12 protein-coding genes are annotated in these 19,664 nt (G+C 43.1%); 1 reads left to right on the top strand and 11 read right to left on the bottom strand.

Annotated elements, in window-relative coordinates; genetic code table 11:
- Window position 1: 1 nt before the first annotated feature.
- A complete protein-coding gene (locus G603_RS0100900) occupies window positions 2-997 on the bottom strand; it encodes a glycoside hydrolase family 130 protein (RefSeq protein ID WP_026669023.1) in 996 nt (331 codons plus the stop codon).
- A 25-nt stretch (window positions 998-1,022) separates the two neighbouring features.
- Complete coding sequence (locus tag G603_RS0100895) at window positions 1,023-2,912, bottom strand: beta-N-acetylhexosaminidase (protein WP_051207313.1); 1,890 nt, start codon at window positions 2,910-2,912, stop codon at window positions 1,023-1,025.
- Between the two features lie 287 nt (window positions 2,913-3,199).
- Here G603_RS0100895 and G603_RS0100890 point away from each other — a divergent pair, with 287 nt between their 5' ends.
- Window positions 3,200-4,216 (top strand): LacI family DNA-binding transcriptional regulator, encoded by a 1,017-nt coding sequence (locus tag G603_RS0100890; RefSeq protein WP_026669021.1) that lies wholly within the window; start codon window positions 3,200-3,202, stop codon window positions 4,214-4,216.
- Between the two features lie 127 nt (window positions 4,217-4,343).
- On the opposite strand, the gene G603_RS0100885 is transcribed toward G603_RS0100890, so the two are convergent.
- The 9 genes from G603_RS0100885 to G603_RS0100840 all read right to left on the bottom strand — a co-directional run bounded on the left by G603_RS0100885 (window position 4,344) and on the right by G603_RS0100840 (window position 19,662).
- Complete coding sequence (locus tag G603_RS0100885; RefSeq protein ID WP_026525525.1) at window positions 4,344-5,540, bottom strand: hypothetical protein; 1,197 nt, start codon at window positions 5,538-5,540, stop codon at window positions 4,344-4,346.
- Window positions 5,541-5,591: 51 nt separating this feature from the next.
- Complete coding sequence (locus G603_RS0100880) at window positions 5,592-6,422, bottom strand: hypothetical protein (RefSeq protein WP_026525526.1); 831 nt, start codon at window positions 6,420-6,422, stop codon at window positions 5,592-5,594.
- Window positions 6,419-7,726: a DUF5716 family protein gene (locus G603_RS0100875; protein WP_155831050.1), complete on the bottom strand. Its 1,308-nt coding sequence runs from the start codon at window positions 7,724-7,726 to the stop codon at window positions 6,419-6,421. Before G603_RS0100875 ends, G603_RS0100880 begins: the two co-directional genes overlap by 4 nt.
- Window positions 7,727-7,740: 14 nt before the next feature.
- Window positions 7,741-11,322, bottom strand: coding sequence for a DUF5717 family protein (locus G603_RS0100870; RefSeq protein ID WP_026669020.1), 3,582 nt, complete (start codon window positions 11,320-11,322; stop codon window positions 7,741-7,743).
- 79 nt (window positions 11,323-11,401) lie between these two features.
- Complete coding sequence (locus G603_RS0100865) at window positions 11,402-13,003, bottom strand: response regulator transcription factor (RefSeq protein ID WP_051207312.1); 1,602 nt, start codon at window positions 13,001-13,003, stop codon at window positions 11,402-11,404.
- Window positions 13,004-13,154: 151 nt separating this feature from the next.
- Window positions 13,155-15,029, bottom strand: coding sequence for an extracellular solute-binding protein (locus G603_RS0100860; RefSeq protein ID WP_026669018.1), 1,875 nt, complete (start codon window positions 15,027-15,029; stop codon window positions 13,155-13,157).
- Window positions 15,030-15,293: 264 nt separating this feature from the next.
- Entirely contained in the window at window positions 15,294-16,268 is a 975-nt protein-coding gene (locus G603_RS0100855) for a carbohydrate ABC transporter permease (RefSeq protein ID WP_026525531.1), read from the bottom strand.
- Window positions 16,269-16,280: 12 nt separating this feature from the next.
- On the bottom strand, window positions 16,281-17,717 hold the full coding sequence (locus tag G603_RS21845; protein ID WP_242834816.1) for an ABC transporter permease subunit: 1,437 nt from the start codon (window positions 17,715-17,717) through the stop codon (window positions 16,281-16,283).
- 778 nt (window positions 17,718-18,495) lie between these two features.
- Window positions 18,496-19,662, bottom strand: a complete 1,167-nt coding sequence (locus G603_RS0100840; RefSeq protein ID WP_026669015.1) for a serine hydrolase domain-containing protein — start codon at window positions 19,660-19,662, stop codon at window positions 18,496-18,498.
- Window positions 19,663-19,664: the final 2 nt, after the last annotated feature.

The following is a 19,664-nucleotide window of genomic DNA, read 5'->3' as shown; positions in this document are numbered from 1 at the left end:
CTCATACCTCTAGATTGTTGGTCTTAGCCCAATCAATAAGTCTGTCAACAGTTGTAAATGCAAGGCCTGTCACTGTGTCTGCACATCCGTAGTAGATAGCTATTCTGCCAGTGGGTGCATCGCAAAGCGCAGCGCAGGGAAATACTACATTGGGTACATCACCGCAAAGCTCGTAGGTCTCTCTGGGTGAAAGAATGTAGAATTTGGATCTGTACTTAACCTTCCAGGGTTCGTCAATATCAAGGATCGCACATCCCATTCTGTAAACAAAGCCGTTACAGGTGTTGATAACGCCGTGGTATATAAGAAGCCATCCCTCATCTGTTTCGATGGGGCAGGGTCCGGGACCAATCTTCGTTGACTGCCATGCAGACTCATCGCCCTTGTAGGTGCCCATTACATATCTGTGGTGTCCCCAGTACTCAAGATCAGGACTCTGGCTGTAGAAAATATCTCCGAAGGGAGTGTGACCGGTGTCGCTGGGTCTTGAAAGCATAGCGTACTTGCCGTTAATTTTTCTTGGAAAAAGTACTCCATTTCTATTGTAAGGAAGGAATGCGTTTTCAAGCTGAACGAATTTCTTAAAGTCGTAGGTATAAGCAATTCCAATCGTAGGTCCGTGGTAGCCGTTGCACCAGGTCAGATAATATCTGTCCTCAATGAAAACAACTCTGGGATCATATCTGTACTCTCTTTTGGCGATCTCTCCATCCTCACACTCAAACTTAACAGGCTCGGGATTGATATCCCAGTGAATTCCATCCTTACTAAAGCCTGCAAACAGATCCATGCTGACTGCCATGGAATCACATCTGAAAACACCTGCAAATCCCCCCTCAAAGGGAACTGCAGCGCTGTTAAACACACTGTTGGATGTGGGAATAGCGTATCTCTCAATAATGGGATTCTCGCTATATCTCCATACCGGTTTGGTCTCCCCCTCCGGGCACTCCTGCCACGGGATATTCTTAAGTTCTTTGCCAATTGCCTTGCTCATAATTCCCTCCACTTTTCTTAAAGATTTATTTGCACTCCCTCAGTGCATCAGCGCATTTGCAAAGGACATCGCTCACTCTGAAAAGCTCGCTCTCTCTGCTGTCAACGCGCCATATTTTCTTATATTGATAAAGCCAGCTCTCAAGGGCTGTTGCCATGTCATCGCATTTACCCTGAATATCCTTTGCTTCTGAAAAAAGCTTTTGTCCAAGCAGGAAAAGTGCTCTGCTCGTAAGCTTTTGTCCCTCTGCAAAAAGTATCAGTCTGGACGTCAGGTAGATGCCTTCTTCGCCAAAATTCTTAGCGATAGCCCTAAGCTCATCCAGCTTTTTATCAATAAGTCCTGCATTTATCTCAGATTTTACGATGTTCAGACTCTCATAAAAACCTTTAAGCTCATCCGGCTTTGATTTGCCATCTAAATGCTCGATGAAAACAACAAACTGCCACCAGTTGTTATCCTCAAGCATTCCAAGGTCCCTGAAAATACCAAGGAGCTGCTCAGTATCATCGCCGTAGTAAAGCCTTGAGATTTTACTGTTGATCACAGCCTCAGGTACAATACCGGACCAGGAAAAAGCTGCTCCGTAGATAAGTCCCGGTATTGAAAAAGCAGGATCCTGCAGGTGTCCAAAGTCGCCCCAGTCGGTATTTAAAACACCCTCCGCATCGTATTTGAAAGCATAGCCGCACATGAGAGATATATTCTTATATGCTGCATCAAGGCGATTTATAAAATGATTCCAACCTTGAACTCCGGGACACAGATACTGTCTGACCGGCACATCATGAAGGATTCTTGTATTGTCTTCTTTCTCCTCCTCGCTGTAGCCCCAGTTTAGACAGATAGCTTCCTTTGGAAGCTGGGATGCCTTCTCTGGGGAGCCCACAATGATGTCGCCCCAGAACATAGGCTTTTTTCCCTTTTCGATGCAGTATTTCATAATCCTGTTTACAAAGTCCACATACATCTGCCCCGTGCCGATCTCTTCCGCCAGCTTTTTGCTCTTTCCTTTTCCAAGGTCAAAGGTCTCGTCAGCGCAGATATTCACATAATCTGTTCTGAAAAGAGGAAGGAATTCATCCAACTCTCTTTTTACAAACTCAAAGGATCTGTCGTCGGTGACATTAAGGGTGTGATGCTGCATCCTGTCTTCCAGAGAAAACTTCTCTTTTCTGGGATCATCAAGCTCGCAAAGATGCTGAAAGCTCTTGGTCCTAAGGACCTTATAGAGATGTCCAAAGGTTGATATGGACGGAATAAGCTCTATATGAAGCTTTGCACAGTAGTCATCAAGCTCTAAGATATCCTCTGCTGTAAGAGGAGTATCGTCCCTGCAAACCTCAGTAAAATTACTGAATAAAAACGAATGCTCAACGTAGAGCTGAAGCTGATTCAGCTTAAAATAGCTGCAAATATCGGCAAGCTTCTTATAGGAAGAAAGCTTACGGATACGGCCTCTTGAGGCATCATGGTAAAATCCTCTGTTTTGGATCTTAGGCCTATCCTTTATATGGCAGGCTTTAATCATATAGCCGCTTAGATTTATGAGCTGCCTAAGGGTCTGAATGGCATAGAGCATTCCTCTGTCTCCGCAGGCCCTTGCCACAATCTCATCCTCTGAAACTGTTAGCTCATACTCTTCATCAGATAGCCCCTCACATCTTTCCATATAAATGCATCCGGTTTTCTTTTCACCCTTTTGAATCTCCACCGGGATTCCTGTCTTATCAAAGATAGTCTCCTTAAGAAGTTTTGCAGCATCATAGTCGGTGGCAGATGCCTTATCTGAAATGATGATCTTTGTGTCAAAACAGAACCTGAAAATACCGCTTTTTGCCGATGCTTCCGCAGGAGCCGGAATTATATAATCAAGTGCTGAGTGTAACGAATTTCTAATAATTTCATTTGCCATTTATCACCTCTGAAACAAAATCACTGGATTTATCATTTTGTTAACATCAATTATCATTTATATACATAATTGTAGTATTTTCACTAATTCAATGTCAATAACCGGTTATTCATTTTCACATGAAGTTCCACCCTAAAAACGTGCATTTTATCGCGTTTTTGCGATATCCTGTTCCAAAATTATCCATAAAACTGATTTTTCCTTGGCTCTTTACATTTTGTTTTATTGTTTACATTTTATTAACATCGTGGTACTTTATATAAAAGAAACATTTGAAAGGTATTTTTATGCGTAAAGTAACAATGCAAACCATTGCAGATGAACTCGGAATTTCCAGAGTTACTGTATGGAAGGTGTTTAACAACCATGAAGGTGTATCCGAAGCTCTTAAGACGGCCGTTCTGAAAAAGGCCGAGCAGCTTGGCTACTTAAAGGGTATTCCCGAGAATTCTGCTCCTCCTGAACCCAAGAATATTGCTCTTGTGGTATCAAGACCAGAATCTTCCACATATTGGACCAGCATCATTCACAACATGGCAGAAGAATTTGCCAGAAATAATTCCAATCTGATCTATACAAGTATAGATCCCATTTTTTCAGATGGGTTCAATCTTCCGGTGGGACTTCGGAACGGATCCTGCGATCTGGCAATTGTAATGAATGTCTATGATGCTGAGATTGTAAGAAGAATAACCGATATCGCAATTCCCAAGGTTTTCCTTGATACTATTCCGGATCTCACTTCTGCTGACATACCGGGAGACCTTATTCTTATCGAAGGTTTTCACACCACATATAACATCACGGAATCCGTTATTAAAAGTGGTGCCAAGACAATCGGTTTCATCGGCGACATACATTACGCATGGACTAACGCAGACAGATTTAAGGGTTTTGGTCAGTGTCTTCTTGATAACAATATTGAGATAAAAAAAGAATTTGTTATGACTGACAGAATCGGTATTTTCTCATACAAGCAGACTTTGTATGATTACCTGGACAGTCTCCCTGAGCTCCCGGATGCTTTTGTTTGCGCCAGTGATTTCATAGCACACTTTGTACACTTCTATCTCACTGAGCACCCTGAGCGCATTCCAAATGGAATAATCGTTACAGGCTTCGATGCCAGTGAAGAATTCGCCAATGTAGAGGGTCTTATCACAACAGCAGATGCCCGCATAGATCTTTTGGGCAAGCGCCTTGCGCAGCAATGTCTCTATCGCATCGCTACCCCGGATGCACCTTATGAGCTCACTTACGTAAGACCGAAGATCATCTACAGAGATTCAAAAATTACAGTTTAATATGAGCATAAGATGAAATTTTGCTGCGAAACACTATCAAGACAGCATGGCATAAGAAAAGCCGGTAGTCACAAATTGTGATTACCGGCTTTAAATATCTTCATTATCTTTTTACTTGCGGGCTGCTTTACGCTCCGGGATATTTCTTTTCAAACTGATCAACCATATCAAGTATCTCAGCTCTGTAAACAGGATACTGTTTTACCAGATCCTGAATCTCATTTTTAGCATTTCCTGCGACAACGTCACGGTTATAATCCATCTGCTTACGAAGCTGCTGTCTCTGTCCCACAAGGGAATGTCTTATCTCAACCTCTTCGTTGTGGTCGATCAGGGCTGCTGCCTGATGAATCCATATCTCAGGATCCTTAATTCTGTACTTCCTGAGAGTGTAGATAAGGTTCTTCTGATGACTGTCAAGGTACTTGGCAGCCTCTGCATATCTTGCTCTCTCCTCTTTTTCAAGCATAAACTTGTTGTAAAGCTGATAGAGCTCCTTGGAGTTCTCAACGCCGTACTTAAGGCACTCGTAATCGATGAGATTCTTATTATTTACATATCTTATCTTAACAGTGTTCTGAATCTGAATAAGTCTTGCAATGGTATTTAGAACAACCTTCTTTTCACGCCTGTATTCCACACGCTTTTGATTGTACATAAGGAAAACAAGGGCACCTATCACTATAAGAAGCATGTAGGCATAGGAAACATCAAGTTTAAATACCACTGACAAAATCGCAAGAATAATGGTAAGAGCAATAATAACGCAGGAACCTATAATGATAATCTTGTGCCAGTACTCTGTGGCCATCTCAATCTCGGCTTTTCTGAATTCGTTAGCCTTGCGCTCACCGTCAAGTCTTCGAAGATCGTTCTTTATCTTTTTACGATACTCCTCCGCTTCCTTAAGAGCATTGGCTCCCCTTAGTACATCTCCCTGAAGCCTCTCCATTCTCTCGAATTCCCGGTCAGTCATTCGGGTTCTGCGCTTATTGAAATTCTTCTGTTTTTCCTCGCTCTCAAGAATCCTGTCTGCGATTCTGTTGATCTCTGCTCTCTGCTCCGGCGGAAGTGCATCAATCTCCTCCATATCACGAAGGTGGGATGTCACCGCCCTGTACTCAAACTGAAGAGAGTCAAGATCACGGCTGGCTTCAGCCATCTGATTGAGACAGTTCTCCACATACTCACGCCTCTGAGCCTGATCGTCCATGTCTATATTTTTCCTGGTATAGACAATGTCGTTCCAGTTCTCCAGTGCGTGCTGTTCCTGTCTCTCGGCGCGATATGTGTCTTTTTTCCTAAATAAATCCAAGAACCCCATTAAAAATCTTCCCCAAAAGTTAACTTCCCCGCTGCAAAAACGGGATATAAATTACTTCACCAGATCGCGATACTCTGCCTTCATATCCTGCGTCAGGCGTTCTACCTCTTCGTAATACTCAGTCATCTTAGCTCCTGTCCTGTACAGTTCAAGACTTCTGAGCTTAATATTGGCACTGCTTGAATCGTAAAGATCATTGGCCTCATCCATGCGCTGCTCAAGCCTTAGAGATAAATTTCTTGCATCCTTGTTCTCCCCGACAAAGGTGATGTATTCTCTCTCGCTCATGGTCATGCGCTTGCTGGCAAGATAGCACATGTAAGACTCTTCATCTCCGCCATCCTCGTATGCCTTCAAAAAGAGCTCCCCAGCTCTGTCGTACATAAAAAGATGAGCATACAGAACACCTTCATTGTGTTCTATTTTGGCTTTGACATTAACATCCATGTCAGGCGTATTTTTGAGTATGGTCTCATACTCATCAAAGGCCTGACTCACATGTCCCTGCTTCATAAGGAATTCCGCTCTGGCCATGCGCTTTTCATATATATCCATGTCAGCATTGCCACGAAGTACCTCTATGGTTTTGTCATAGTCTTCCTTGGTGGTGTAACCCACATAGTCGATTATCATTCCGAAAAAAGAAGCTGCGGAGCACTTGTGAACCACCATTTTTCTAAGCTCGTCAGCGAGCTTTTTTAGTCCAAGCTCCATTTCAATCCAATCGATCAGGTCCATATCAAAGGAATCCGTATCGATCATATATGCATTCTGAACGATGCAGTAGCAAAGCTCCTCAATGGAATAAATCCTTCTGCCTATTTTCTCTAAGTAGAAGGGCCTTATTGCATATCTGCCCGTGCACAGAAGTGGTGCGTTCATACCTTCACCTCCTCTGTCCAGCTAAGACCTGAGCTCTCATAAAGCTCGCCAAAGCCCATATCCTCTATATGAATAACTATTCTCTCTGCTGATGTCATACTTACCTTCATCCTGATCCTGGAGGTTCTTGCGGGCCTTAATGGAATATCCGTAAGCTCTATTCGCTGGATTCTCTTTTCTCCTCCGGTAAGAGGCGTAATCATGATCTCTATATAAGGCTCCTGCTCAAGAATAAGATCAAGGCTTCCGCTTACGTCATACCAGTTTTCACCGGCATCAAGAAGGGCATGATATGCTTCCTTGCCCTGCTTTCTCACCATAAGTCCCACATTGGCCTTAAGCTTATCTGCATCAAGAAGCACGTATTTTGAAAATCTATCGCTCTGTCCAACCTTCTCCCTGGCAGCTATGCTGGCACCCTTACTGAAAAGATTATTGCCCTGGAATACTCTTTTACCACGGCACAAAAACTCAAGGGACTTCTGCGTCCACTGATCCTTGTAGCCATCTCCCAAAAGGAATACCGAGCTTACAATTCTGCCTTCCATAAGTCTTTGAGAAAGTTCTAAGAGCTTATCATCCAGATGCTTTTTCTCCTCAATACGCTCAGCAGGATCCTCTGAAAATCCCGGTCTTGAAAGAGCAAACTCATCATAATTATCCTTATCGATGGTGACAACGATAGGCTGGGTCTTATGATTAAGCTTCATATCATAGACAGTAAGGCTGCCGAAATTGTAGTAATATGCAATAACCGAATGAGTCAGAAGGTCATCGGGCTGATAAAGCATGTAGTTGTAAAGACTGTCCTCATAGCTCTGATAAAAGATATTTTTAACAGGCAGTGACAAAGCTCCCGTTACCTCTGATAAAACCTCTATCATTCTGGCATCCATGGTGGATGTAGTGAAAACAATAGCATCAACCATGGTCATGGACATTTCCATAGACAAAAGAGAAAGGGTTCTTTTCACAAAAAGTGTAAGAAGAGATACCGGATCATAGCCGGTCCCGTTTACTTCTATTCTCTTGCCGTCTCTTGCCTTCTGAATCAGATTATCGACCCTTATTCCGTCCTCATGCTCTATTCTGGAGAGAGCTTCTTTCCCGTAAAACCACTGGTTTACTTCGCGTCTCTTGCACAAAACCGTAGGTATATTGTAAAGCTCGGCTCCTGCCAGCGTGGACAAGGTCTCCGGAAGATCGGAGTCCGACGCAAGGAAACTGATCTGCGAGACATCCTCTCCCAGATCGTATCCAAGCACGTATCTTCTTGTATTTTTTACCCCCCTCAGTAACGACATAACTCTCAAAATCCTTATTTCATCCTGAATAATTTATTAGTCATAAATCTCTTTTTGTAATACTCGGAAAGCAGTCTGTTAACTGTCTCATAGTCCTGCAGAGTCTTACCGATCATAATGTCATTGATGATGGAATATCTGCCGGCGATAACCTCCTGGACGATATCACTCTTGGTGAGCATTCCTGACTCCGTAAGCTTCTCGCTTCGGCCACCATTGCCCTCCTCAGTGATATAGTACTGAAGCTGTTCTCCGAAAAAGAGCACAAACGCTGCCTCATAGATGCCAGGATAAACCTCCTGCATCTCTACTGTGTGGTACTCGTCATCATCCTCAGCGCCGCCCACATAGTGAACTATGCACTTGGTACCTCTTGTTGTTCGATATTCGATGAAGGTCTTATCACAGAACATCTGCATCTTGGGAAGCTCATTGGTATAGTGCGTAAAGAACGCAAAATATATCTTCTTCTCAAGAAGGTCAGAAAGAAATCTCTTGATGATTGTACTGTTTTCCTTAAGATTCTCTCTGTGAGGCTCAGTAAATCTCTTAAGATATGCCATCTTGCAGACATCGTTAAGTTCACATCCCTGATCAGCAAGGACGCCTATGCGCTCAAAAATATAGTTGTCCGTAACCATGCTGTGAACAAAATAATCGTTGGCTTCCTGTGCAAGGAATGCTCTCTCAAGGTCATCCCCGCCGCCGGATCTCATAACGTAACCTCTGAAAATAGAGGTCTTATCTCCGATATGGGCACCTGTATAAAGCATCTGGGTCAGCATCCTGCCTGCAAGGTCATAAGAATCAATGCTAAAGGAAGCTGCTGCCTTCCAAAGGTCTCTCATCTCTCTGAGAGTTCCGTTATAATTCCTTACAAGATATGACAAAAGCTGCTCATCATACTTGGAATTCTTAAAGGCATAAAAAGCTATCAGTGAATTCTCTTCACTGTCCTCAAAGCCCTCCTTGTCCATGAGTCTGCCACACATACGCATGACAATTCTGGGATCCAGCTTGTACATGCCAAATCTCTTGCAAAGCTGATATGCCTTGTCATAATTACCGGACATAACCATCAGTTCAAACATGGCACCGCGCTCTGCGGTTGTAAGCTCGGTGAGATTAACCTCATCCAGATACTCTGAAAGCTGCCTCTCAAAGTCGTTATCATAATAGAATCTGATAAGACACTCTCTAATAAGAGTCCTGCACTTTTTCCTAACCTGTCCGGAGTCCGCAAGCTCTTTATATCTGCCCACATTCTCCATGGTGATGGTATAGGTGCTCTTTTCAAGCTCGCAAAGGAAAAGTTCAAGGCTCTCCTTACCCTTCTGAATAAAAGGCTGAACATACTGACTGATATGTCCCGCAAGCATCAGCTTCTCATTATTAAAAGGAATACCCTCTGCATATCTGTGGTCTTCACCATCCTCCAAGAAAACAGCATAGTCGCTGCCATAGAGAGGCAGAAAAGCTGCGCCGTTAACAAGGGAATATGAGAGTTCCTCTTCTAGCTTATCATAGACCACGATCACCTTCTTCATTCTGGGATCCTTGGTCTTTATCTCATTACTGTAAATTATGCGCATGACCTTTTCACAGTTGCTGGCATCAACCATTCTGTCTGTGATCATGTGCTTATAAAGATAGCCTAAATCTCTGTTTACCCTGCCTCTGTCTATCTGCTCAAGAAGGAACTTCTCGATCTGAATCCTGTAGGTATCAAAAAGATCGGGATACTCTTCCCTGTGCTCATGGACATAGCGGTACAATATGGCATTTTTCTCATATTCAAGGTCGCTCTGGTATGAGAAAAACATAAGTACCATTCGTGAAATCTCGCAGGGCAAAAGTCCATCCTCATCCACGTAAATGGCTGCCATGTAATACTCGAAAAGTCTTGTGATATGAAGCTCGGCATCAACGCCTCTAGCGTACCAGATGAAGGCTTCCTTATCTGTTCTGTTTCCCTTTATCAAAAGAGAGCACACAGCTTCAAGGGACTCTTTATCTCCCTTTAAGTCATAGCATGCCATAAGAAGCTTACACATTCTGTCGTTGTAGCTTCTCTCACGCTGTCCAAGGTAAACTATCTGCTCAATGATGGTGGGCTGAAGGAATCCCTTTTTCACGCCATATTCAAGAACATGAATTTCAAAATCTCCCATCTTGGAAAGCATGGTGGGAGTCTCAGCAATTACTCCAAGGGCCTCTAAATAGATAATGGGGCTTCTGCAGCCGTGCTCAAACTGTTCCTCCAGCATAAGCCATCTGCTGGTGGGGCTGGAGGAATAATTCTCTGATATGTAGAGAAGGAGCCATGCTATACGCCAGTTCCCTGAATTTCTTGAAAAGATGCCCTCTATCCTGCGGGACACCTCATTTATAACATCCTCTTCCCTGCTTATGAGGGTTGTGAGATACAGATAATAGCAATATAAGGTATCATCACCTGTATCCTGATCCTCAAGCATGGGACCAATGGAATCCAAAATCCATTTTCCTTCGGACTCTCTTGATGCTGTGATCAGATACTGGGCTGTATAAAGTCTGAATGCCGGATCCTTGGGATCAAGAGTGTTCATCTTATTTACAAGCTTGCCACTCTCTGTAAGCCACTCCCTGGAACCGATCTTTTTACTTCTAAAATCCTCATAGAGCTTTACAAGGCTGACAGTCAACTTCTTTTTATCCATCATCATGGTAGAAAGATGCCACTTTCCAAGATTGACTCTGACCGTTACAGGAATCTTCACCTCATTGTAGGCAGTCCTTAAAATAATGGCGCCGAAATTATTGCCGTCATGAAGAGCCGCAGCGTCGATATAGAACTTGTAGTAACAGTTATTTCCCAGGAAATCGTGATCTGTCAGTTCTGTTCTGTCAGCAGAAATAAACTCGCCGTCGAAAATGACTTTGAGGTCAGTAAATCCCCATCCGTTCCTTGCGATCATAACTGTATGCTCGGTAACGCCTGCGGGATTATCGATTTCAATCTGTGCTCTGTCGGGAATATATGAAATAGGCTGTTTCTTGCCAATAGAAACAAGAAACTCCTCCATGTTTGCTTCAGACATGGGTATAGCAGAAAGACCTCTGTAGAGGTTCTCATACTCAGTATCATTTTCTGCAAACACTTCAATAAATTCTTTGGAATAGAAAAGCTTTTTAGCTTCATCCCAGTTGGTCTTAGCCAGGTTCACAAAATGGAACATGTTCCTGATGGCACCCATACTGGACATAACGTGGCTGATTTCTACATTAACCACGAAGGGAAGCTGATATTCTCCCTGATTGGAGATGACATTGATATCGCCCTTAATGACATCACCGGGGCACAGACCTGTACCGTCAAAGCGGTAAGCCACTTCGAACTCAGCCCCTGAAAACTGCGCAGTGATGATCTCCATGCGCATTTCAAGAGAGCCCACTATCCCCTGCACCATTCTGTCAGCAGGTCCGTATAGCGTAAAGCTTCCTTCAACCACTTCCCCGGGCTTGATATTAAGTTCAAGACGAGGTATCGAGAAGCTCAGCACTCTCTCGTTATATTCAAATTGTCCCTTTAAAAGACGATCAATTACACTTTTCACGTAGAAAACCCCAAAATAAACATATTCCTAAATATTATAGCATAAGAATTTATTTATTGAGGGATTTTTATGACCGGATTTATTCGATTTCGTTTATGCTCTGTTTTCTGAATTCCGCAGGAGTCATACCGGCATGTTTCCTGAATTTCTTGCCAAAATAATCCACATCGCTGTAGCCCACCATCTGAGCAACTTCGTAGACCTTGTATTTACCGCCGGATAAAAATTCTTTAGCCTTTTTAATTCTGCACTCGTTGAGATAGTAGTTGTAGCCTGTGCCGGTGGTCCTTGTAAAAAGTCTTCCAAGGTATCCGCTGTTATATCCAAACTCTGCTGCCAGCTCCTCCAAAGTAAGTGGCTGCATGTAATTCCTGTCGGTATAGGAAATAATATCATCTATGATGTTTTCAGAGCCCACATGATCATGAAGTCTGTCCATGACCTTTCCCAGAATCTCGTTTACATACTGCATAATCTCATACAGATAAAATCTGCTCTCTATGAACTCAATAATCCCTGCATGGGAGTCAAAAATGTCAGAGAGCTTGGGATACTGCTTGGTGAGTCTGTCTTTTATCTGAAGCAAAAGCTCAGTTATATACAGGCACACATCGGAGCTGTCTATGTCCTGCTCTTTTATGTAGTCGGAAATCTCCTCAAGGATATTTATAAGCTTGGATCTGTTACCATTTATCACCGCATCAAAAATCTGATCCAGATATTTCTTAAGCTCCTGTCTTACATCCTCTTTGGCATTTTTACTTTCCGGAATGATATCGCTGTATTCGTGTGTAAAATGCGCTCCTTCCTCACAGAAAAACCGCCTTTTAGCAAGGGCCTTGGCAGTTTCAAAGGACGCATATATCTCTTCCGGAGAATATGCAATTTTTCCCATGGCAATAAAAAGCATATCCAGGGGACTGCCGGATTCTATAGGCTGCTTTTCATAGTGAGAAATGAAATCCTCAAACCTCGCGATCTGGGCCTTACCCTTTAACAGAATACAGTTATATCCTTCAGCAGGAATCACCTCGTAGCTTCCGCTTTCAAGGAAGGTGCCCAGCATATCCGTAAAGCTGTAGTCCTTTTTATCCACTTCGCCCTTGCCAAGCTTGTTGTGATAGGTTTCGTAAATAACCACCTGATAGGCATTCTGTAAAAGGCCAAGCTCTGACAGTTCTTCCTTTTGTTCTTCGCTGACCTTTGAATCTATATTGTCAAAATAAGTTCCAAGAAGAAGTTCTCTTGCCACGACACCCTTGGCTTTACTCTGCATTTTGCCGGACTTAAGATCCTCTTTTGTATTCTTATCAATTTCCTCTTTTATTCGTTTTACTGTGACATATAATTCATCTTCATCCACAGGCTTTGTGATGTAGTTTGTCACCTTGTTTTTTATGGCTTCCCTTGCATAGGAAAAATCAGAGTAGCCGGAAAGGATAATAAAATATCCCTTAAAGCCCTGCTCTCTTGCCATTTTTATAACGTCCATTCCATGGACTTTTGGCATCTGCATATCCATCACAACCAAAGAAGGCTGCAATTTCGTTATGGCCATCAGCGCCTCTTCGCCGTTTGAGGCATCTCCCACAACAGTAAATCCCAGCTCTTCCCAGTCAATAATGAGCTTAATACCCTCTCTTATGTTTTCCTCATCATCCGCTATAAGTACTGTTTCCACGCGGATTTCCTCCATTTCGTTTCCAAATGATCTACAAACAATTCTAGCATATTAACATTAGATATACTTAAAAATATGAATAGGCTTCTTTCTAAAAAGTAGGAAAAGGCTACGGCCATTTAGACCGCAGCCTCCGCCTTAAAGAGGGTTATTATTCTGCCATAGCAGCATCTTCTGCTGCTGCGCGAAGCTTTGCCTCGTTCTCCTGGAACTCGACGCACTCAGCATAGCCATATTCCTCTGCCTGCTGAATCATATCTGCTACGATAGAATCGAATTCCTCATCAGATGAAGCATAAATAGCCTTCCATGTGTTGTCCTTTACGCAGGTTGATACCTGATCCCAAACAACCTGGAGCTCATCTGAATGAACGCCGCCTGTGTACATTGTTCCGGGTGAAAGAACATAATCATATTTATCAAGGTACTCATCCGGTGTATCTGCTCCGGCAAAATCTCTCCACTTCTGTTCGATTTCAGAACCAGCCTCAGTTGAGAAGCTTGCCCAGTTTCTATAGTTGAAGGTCTCACCGTTACTGTCAGGGTTAGGAGCATCAAGTGCCCATGTTGAATTGTTCATCTTGAAGGAACCGTCATCATAAGTTCCGTCATAGCCGTTACCCATCTCTGTGGAAATATCTGTCTTGCATGCAAGTCCGATGTCTGTGAAGCAGGTCTTTCCGTTCTCATCATAGTACCAGCATACATCCTTGGGACCATACTCAGAAATCATGCGTCCCTCAGGAGTTGAAAGCCAGTTGATGATAGCCATGCAAAGCTCAGGATACTCTGTGTTTGCACCGATTGACCAGATTCTGTTTCCACCGTAAACATTAAGACCATAGCGGATAGGTGTTGCCTCTGAAGGCTTTACAGGGAACATTGCTTTTCCGTTCTCAAGGTGATCAGGTGTGTTGTAAAGAGCTGATCCCATGAAGTTAAATACGTTAAGGAAAGCTGTACCGTTCTGGTAGTCTTCCTGCATTCCGTTAAAGCCCTGTGTCTGTGAATCAGGATCAAGAAGTCCCATCTGATAGAGCTTGTTGTAGAACTTAAGAGCTGTCAGATAAGGTCCGTTCTCCTCAAGTACGGGATGGAAGGTCTGGGTGCCCGGATCGTAAAGTCCAAGACCAAACTCATCATATCCGTAATAAGCTGTTGCTGTTGACTTAACGAACATAACCATGTCGCCGTCCCAGTCATTGAAAAGAGATACACCGTATGTAGGATTGCCGTTATCATCTGTAGGGCAAACCTCTTTCATCTTTGCAAGGCAGTCTACAACGCTGTCAAAATCAGTGAGCTCAGGAGAGCCGATCTCTTCATAAAGGTCATAACGAAGATCCCATGTATACATGAATGAGCCCGGATCCTCTGCTGAACGTGTTACATCAAAACCAAAGCCGTAAAGCTTACCGTCTGAAGAAATTCCCTTATTTTTCTCCAGGGCTGCCTGCATGTTGTCTTTGATGTAAGGGCCATACTCTGTGAGAAGATCATCCTCTTCCCAGTCAAAAAGCATTCCCTTATCAACTGCCTGCTGGTAGTCATCTCCGTCCTGTCCCCAGATAACAAGGTCGCCCAGGTTACCGGACTCCATACGTGTGTCATAGACACCGTCGTTTTCAGGAATGATGTTCAGCTTAACATTGAATTTATCAAGCATAATCTTGCCAAACCAGCCTGTCTGCTCACCTGAGTAGTTTGCCAGCTGATCATAAACATCCAGTGTAACTGTCTCCTTAGGAATGATGTCAGTTAAGTCTGCCTCTAAATCCCCTGAAGCATCAGCTGCATCACCTGCATCCTCGCTGCTTTCAGCCTCATCTGCAGCTGCTTCTTCAGTTTCTGCTTCCTCAGTTGCAGCTTCAGTTTCTTCTGCGGTTTCTTCAACCACCTCTTCTGCGTCGTCAGCGTCCGCAGTATCTGTTGTCACAGTTCCTGCCGGATTGCTGGTACCACAGGCTGCCATTGACATAGTCATAGTCGATGCCATCAGTAGTGCTAAAACTTTCTTTGATTTCATTTCACTAACCTCCCTTTACTTGTTTTTGTTATATGTTTTTACTTCAAACGCTTCGAAGCAAAATCATCACTTAAAGTAGTGAATGTATTTCAATGTCCTGGCAGAACCAGAATACATATATGTTGTGTGAAGCTGCGTGTAAAAACGTTGGTTCTTAAGTGGTGTTCTTTACCACTTTAGAACCACTACGTTTTTAATCGAGCGAAAGCGTCAGCAGAACACAATATGTATGTATTATTGGTTCGACAGGGCATGAAATACAGCTCAGCCTTTCACAGCCCCGATCATTATGCCCTTCTCGAAGTAGCGTTGCATGAAAGGATATACTAACAGGATCGGAATGATTGTTACCATTGCTATTGTGTATTTGATTACCTTACCGTTAAGTGCTGAATCCAGCACACTCTTACTGATTCCTGATGTACTTCCCGCGCTCATAAGTGCTGCCAGGTTACTGGTGGTATTAAGGTAGATGTACAGTCTGTGCTGCAATGTATAGAGCTGCGGCGCTGACTGCATCAGGATCAGCGAATCCTGGAATGAGTTCCAATGACCTACCGCACCAAAAATTGCTATGGTTGCCAGAATTGGTTTTGACAGCGGCAAAATTATGGTCCAGAAAATCTTCAAATGAGATGCCCCGTCAAGGGCTGCACTTTCCTGAAGCTCTCCCGGAATTGCAGACTCTATGTAGGTTTTCACCAGGATAATGTTGTAAGGAGCAACGATACCCGGAATGATGTATGCCCAGAATTTGTTGGTAAGACCAAGCATAGCCATGTTCAGATACCAGGGAATAATTCCTGCATTAAAGTACATGGTGATTACCAGAAATCTATACCAAAAACTTCTCCCCCACATGTCCTGCTGAGTAACCAGATATCCCACAAAGGCTGATGCAAGCACCATTAGAAGTGTTCCCAGAACGGTTCTTGCAAGAGTTACTCCAAAGGATCCAAACAGGTCATTAACCTGCAAAAGACGGATGTAGTTTTCAAAATGTATTCCTCTTGGAACGAAATTTATAAGGCCCTTCCGCACCAGTTCATTGTCACTTATGGTGTTTATGAAAAGGTAATAGAACGGGAATATACATACCAGGGTAAAGACTGCGAAAACAAAGTAGTTTATCACATTAAAAACTATGTCAGAGGGCTTTTGCCTGATAGCACTTTTGTGCTTTTTCATGTACTCCCTCTCAGCTTTCGCCTCTCTTTTTGCTATTTCAGATACGCTCATTTTTCTCCCCTCTTATACAATGGTCTCTCCGCGGAGAACCTTACTGATCGTATTGGCTACATACAAAAGCGTCACACTTATTACCGACTTAAGCATTCCCACCACGGTAGACAGCGGAATTGCGCCTTTGACGATACCCATTTTATAAACGTAAAGATCAAGCACCATGATCTGTGAAGTATTGGATGAATTCTCAAATACCAGATACTGATCCATACCGTTTGACAAAATGCCTGCAACCGCCATAAGCAGAAGTACATAAAAGGTAGGCATAAGTCCCGGTACTGTTACGTGCCACATCTTCTGGAATCTTCCTGCACCGTCAACGGTAGCCGCTTCATAGAGCTGCTGGTCGATACCTGAAATTCCAGCGATGTAGATGATTGCGCTCCATCCAAGACCCTTCCACAATCCCCAGCAAAGCATCTTAATCCATGTATGGGAGCCGCTCATAAGAAAGTTTTTCCCCTCAGTCCAGATTCCAAGATTGATCATCAAAGAACTGATAAATCCGTCTGTTGAAAAAATACAGAAGGCAATAGCAAAAACAAGAACCCAGCTTATGAAATTCGGTATTGTTGTAAAGGTCTGAACGAATCTTCTGAATCTGCTGTTTTTTATCTCTGAAAGGAAAATCGCAAAAGCCATCGGCATCCAGCTTGTAGCAATTCCAAGGCCGCTCATTGCCAGGGTGTTCTTCATTACATTTATGATGTCTCTTGTAGTGGATTTATTTCGAACCAGCTGAGCGAACCATTTAAATCCCACAAAGCTGTCCATGGAAAGCGTGTCACCTGCTTTGTAATCAAAGAAGGCATATCTCCATCCCCAAAGTGGCAGGTAGCAAAATACAAATGCCAAAATAATGAAGGGAAGGAACATCAGGAAAAGCTTGAACTTTGTTTCCATTTCAAACTTCTCATCCTTAGATGGCTTTCCGACAAATACAAGCTCAAGTACGGATAAGACCACCATTACCACCAGAAGCACAAGCATTATGTAGTAGAAATTCTGAAACATTGGCTCAACCTTGGAGGGCTTTGTGGTAGCAGCAATCTGAAAATATGCTGACCATATTCCCCACATTGAAATGGCAGAAACAAGAGCTCCAACTGTACTTATAAGATTGCCCATGAACCTGCATTTTTTATTTCCAAGTGAAAGGCATGCACCTATGGCACAGGCCATTATTCCAAGACAAATAAAGAGACTCGATATATTAAGAAGATGCATGGTAGATTCCATGACCCATCCCTTTTTAAAGGCTCTTCCAAAATTCGCTATGAGATTTCCGTAAGAAAAACCTGCTGTAAGAAGCGATGTGCTTCGATTGATAAGTCCGCTTATCCTGGCTACATTAAGCCCCGGAAAAAACAGGATTATCAGAAGAAAAACAGAAATTATCCTATATGGATAGTATACGATTTTCGTAACTTTTTCCTTAGACACTATAACCCCTCCCCTAAACTGACCAGACATCAGTTATCATCTGCTACTAGTAATTCTAGAGTTTAAGAAGGATTTACAGCACCCTCAGAATCCGATTAAAAACACCCTAATTTTTGTACATGAAAATGAAGAGTCATAAAACTGAATCAAGATAGAAAGAAAAGCTATTAAGCATCATATTTGAAATGAATGATAATTTACTTCAATCACACATATAAAGCCGCTACATTTGCTTCAGGCTGAAAACAAACGTAGCGGCTTTGAATTTATAAACGTTATTTATCTTAGGTCTTTGAGTTTTTGAAGATCATGAGCATACAATTCTATATATCCACATTCAGGGCATACATGACAGTCAACCTCACACCTGACTCCTGTATCAAAAATGCTCTTTTTCTTTAGGCTCCGATTTCTATTTTCACGCAGAGAAAATCTAGTTTTCGTCGATTTCCTCTGCTTGAGTACCTCCTATCTAGGCTTGAATATCCCTTCCTGAGCAGAGATAATTCTGTTTTTGACGTTTTCCTCTGCTTGAGTACCTCCTATCAAGGCTTGAATATCCCTTCCTGAGCAGAGAAAATCCAACTTTTGACCATTCCCTCTGCTTGAGCACCTCCTATCAAGGTTTGAAGCCCCTTCCTGCGCAGAGAAAATCCAGTTTTTGACCATTTCCTCTGCTTGAGCACCTCCTATCAAGGATTGAAGCCCCTTTCTGAGCAGAGAAAATGCTTCGCGGTCCCTCAAGGCCTGACTCAAACCTTTCATTAGCGTTTATCAATCAAGAAAATACAATATTTCTAAGCTTCCTGGTAACAGTGCCTGTGCCGTAGTCGACTCTCTGTGTGAGCATCAGCACTGTGCGGCCGCTCTCTGGATCGTTGCAGAAGTAAGGGCCAAGCCAGCCATCCCAGCCGTACTCGCCTTCTCCAACCATGGTTCCGGACTTAGCTGGATTCTTCATGATTCTCATGAGGTTACCGTAGGAAAATCCGCCAAGAGTCTGCCATGAAAACATATCCTGCTGCTGTGCATCTGTGAGCTGAGGACTGGTCATGAATTTCACGGTTCTCTCAGTGAGGATCTCCTTACCTTCGAAGGTTCCGCCATTCATAAGCATTCTTGCAAAGTTAGCATAGTCATCGATAGTTGAGAAAAGTCCTGCTCCGCCTGACTCAAAGGCATTCTTTTTAGCATCATCTCTGATACCTAAGTTATTGCCACTGTAAGGTCTTAAAGTCTCCTCTCCGCAGTGATAAGCTGTAGCATATCTTGAAAGCTTCTCCTCAGGTACAAAGAAACCTGTATCCTTCATATTAAGAGGATCAAAAAGTCTCTCCTTAAGGAAATCACCAAACTTCATTCCGGAAGCCTTCTCAATTACAGCGCCAAGTACATCTGCGCTTGTTCCGTAGCGGAAATGTTCTCCCGGCTGGAAGTTAAGAGGAAGTGTTCCAAGGCGCTCTGCAAACTCCATGGTGCTCATCATGTTATCGCCTGAAAATCTGTCTATCATCTCGTTGTAGAGATCCCCTGTTCCGATTTCAGCAGGGGAATCCGTGAAGGGATAAACAAGGCCTGATGTCATATCAAGAAGGTCTTTAATAAACATGGGACGATCTTCTCTTACAGGTCTTCTCACGCCGCCTTCAACAATATCCTGCTTTTTGAAGCTGTCGATGTAGTTTCCCACAGGCTCATAGGGCTCGATTATTCCATCCTGAATAAGGAGCATGGCCGCAGCAGCGGTTATGGGCTTACTCTGTGAATAGAGCCTTACTATTGTATCTCTCTGAAATTTCCTGTTCTCCTCTATGTTGGCATAACCTGCTTCTGCGTAAAACTTCTCCTCACCGTTTTCAAGAACAAGGTAGTTAAGGCCTGCCAGTTCCTTATCTTCAACTGCCTTATTCATGCAGTCCATTAAAAGTTTCTTCTTATCTCTCATCC

Source organism: Butyrivibrio sp. AE3006, from assembly GCF_000424165.1.
Classification (GTDB): Bacteria; Bacillota; Clostridia; order Lachnospirales; family Lachnospiraceae; genus Butyrivibrio.
This window is presented reverse-complemented; position numbering and strand designations above follow the sequence as displayed.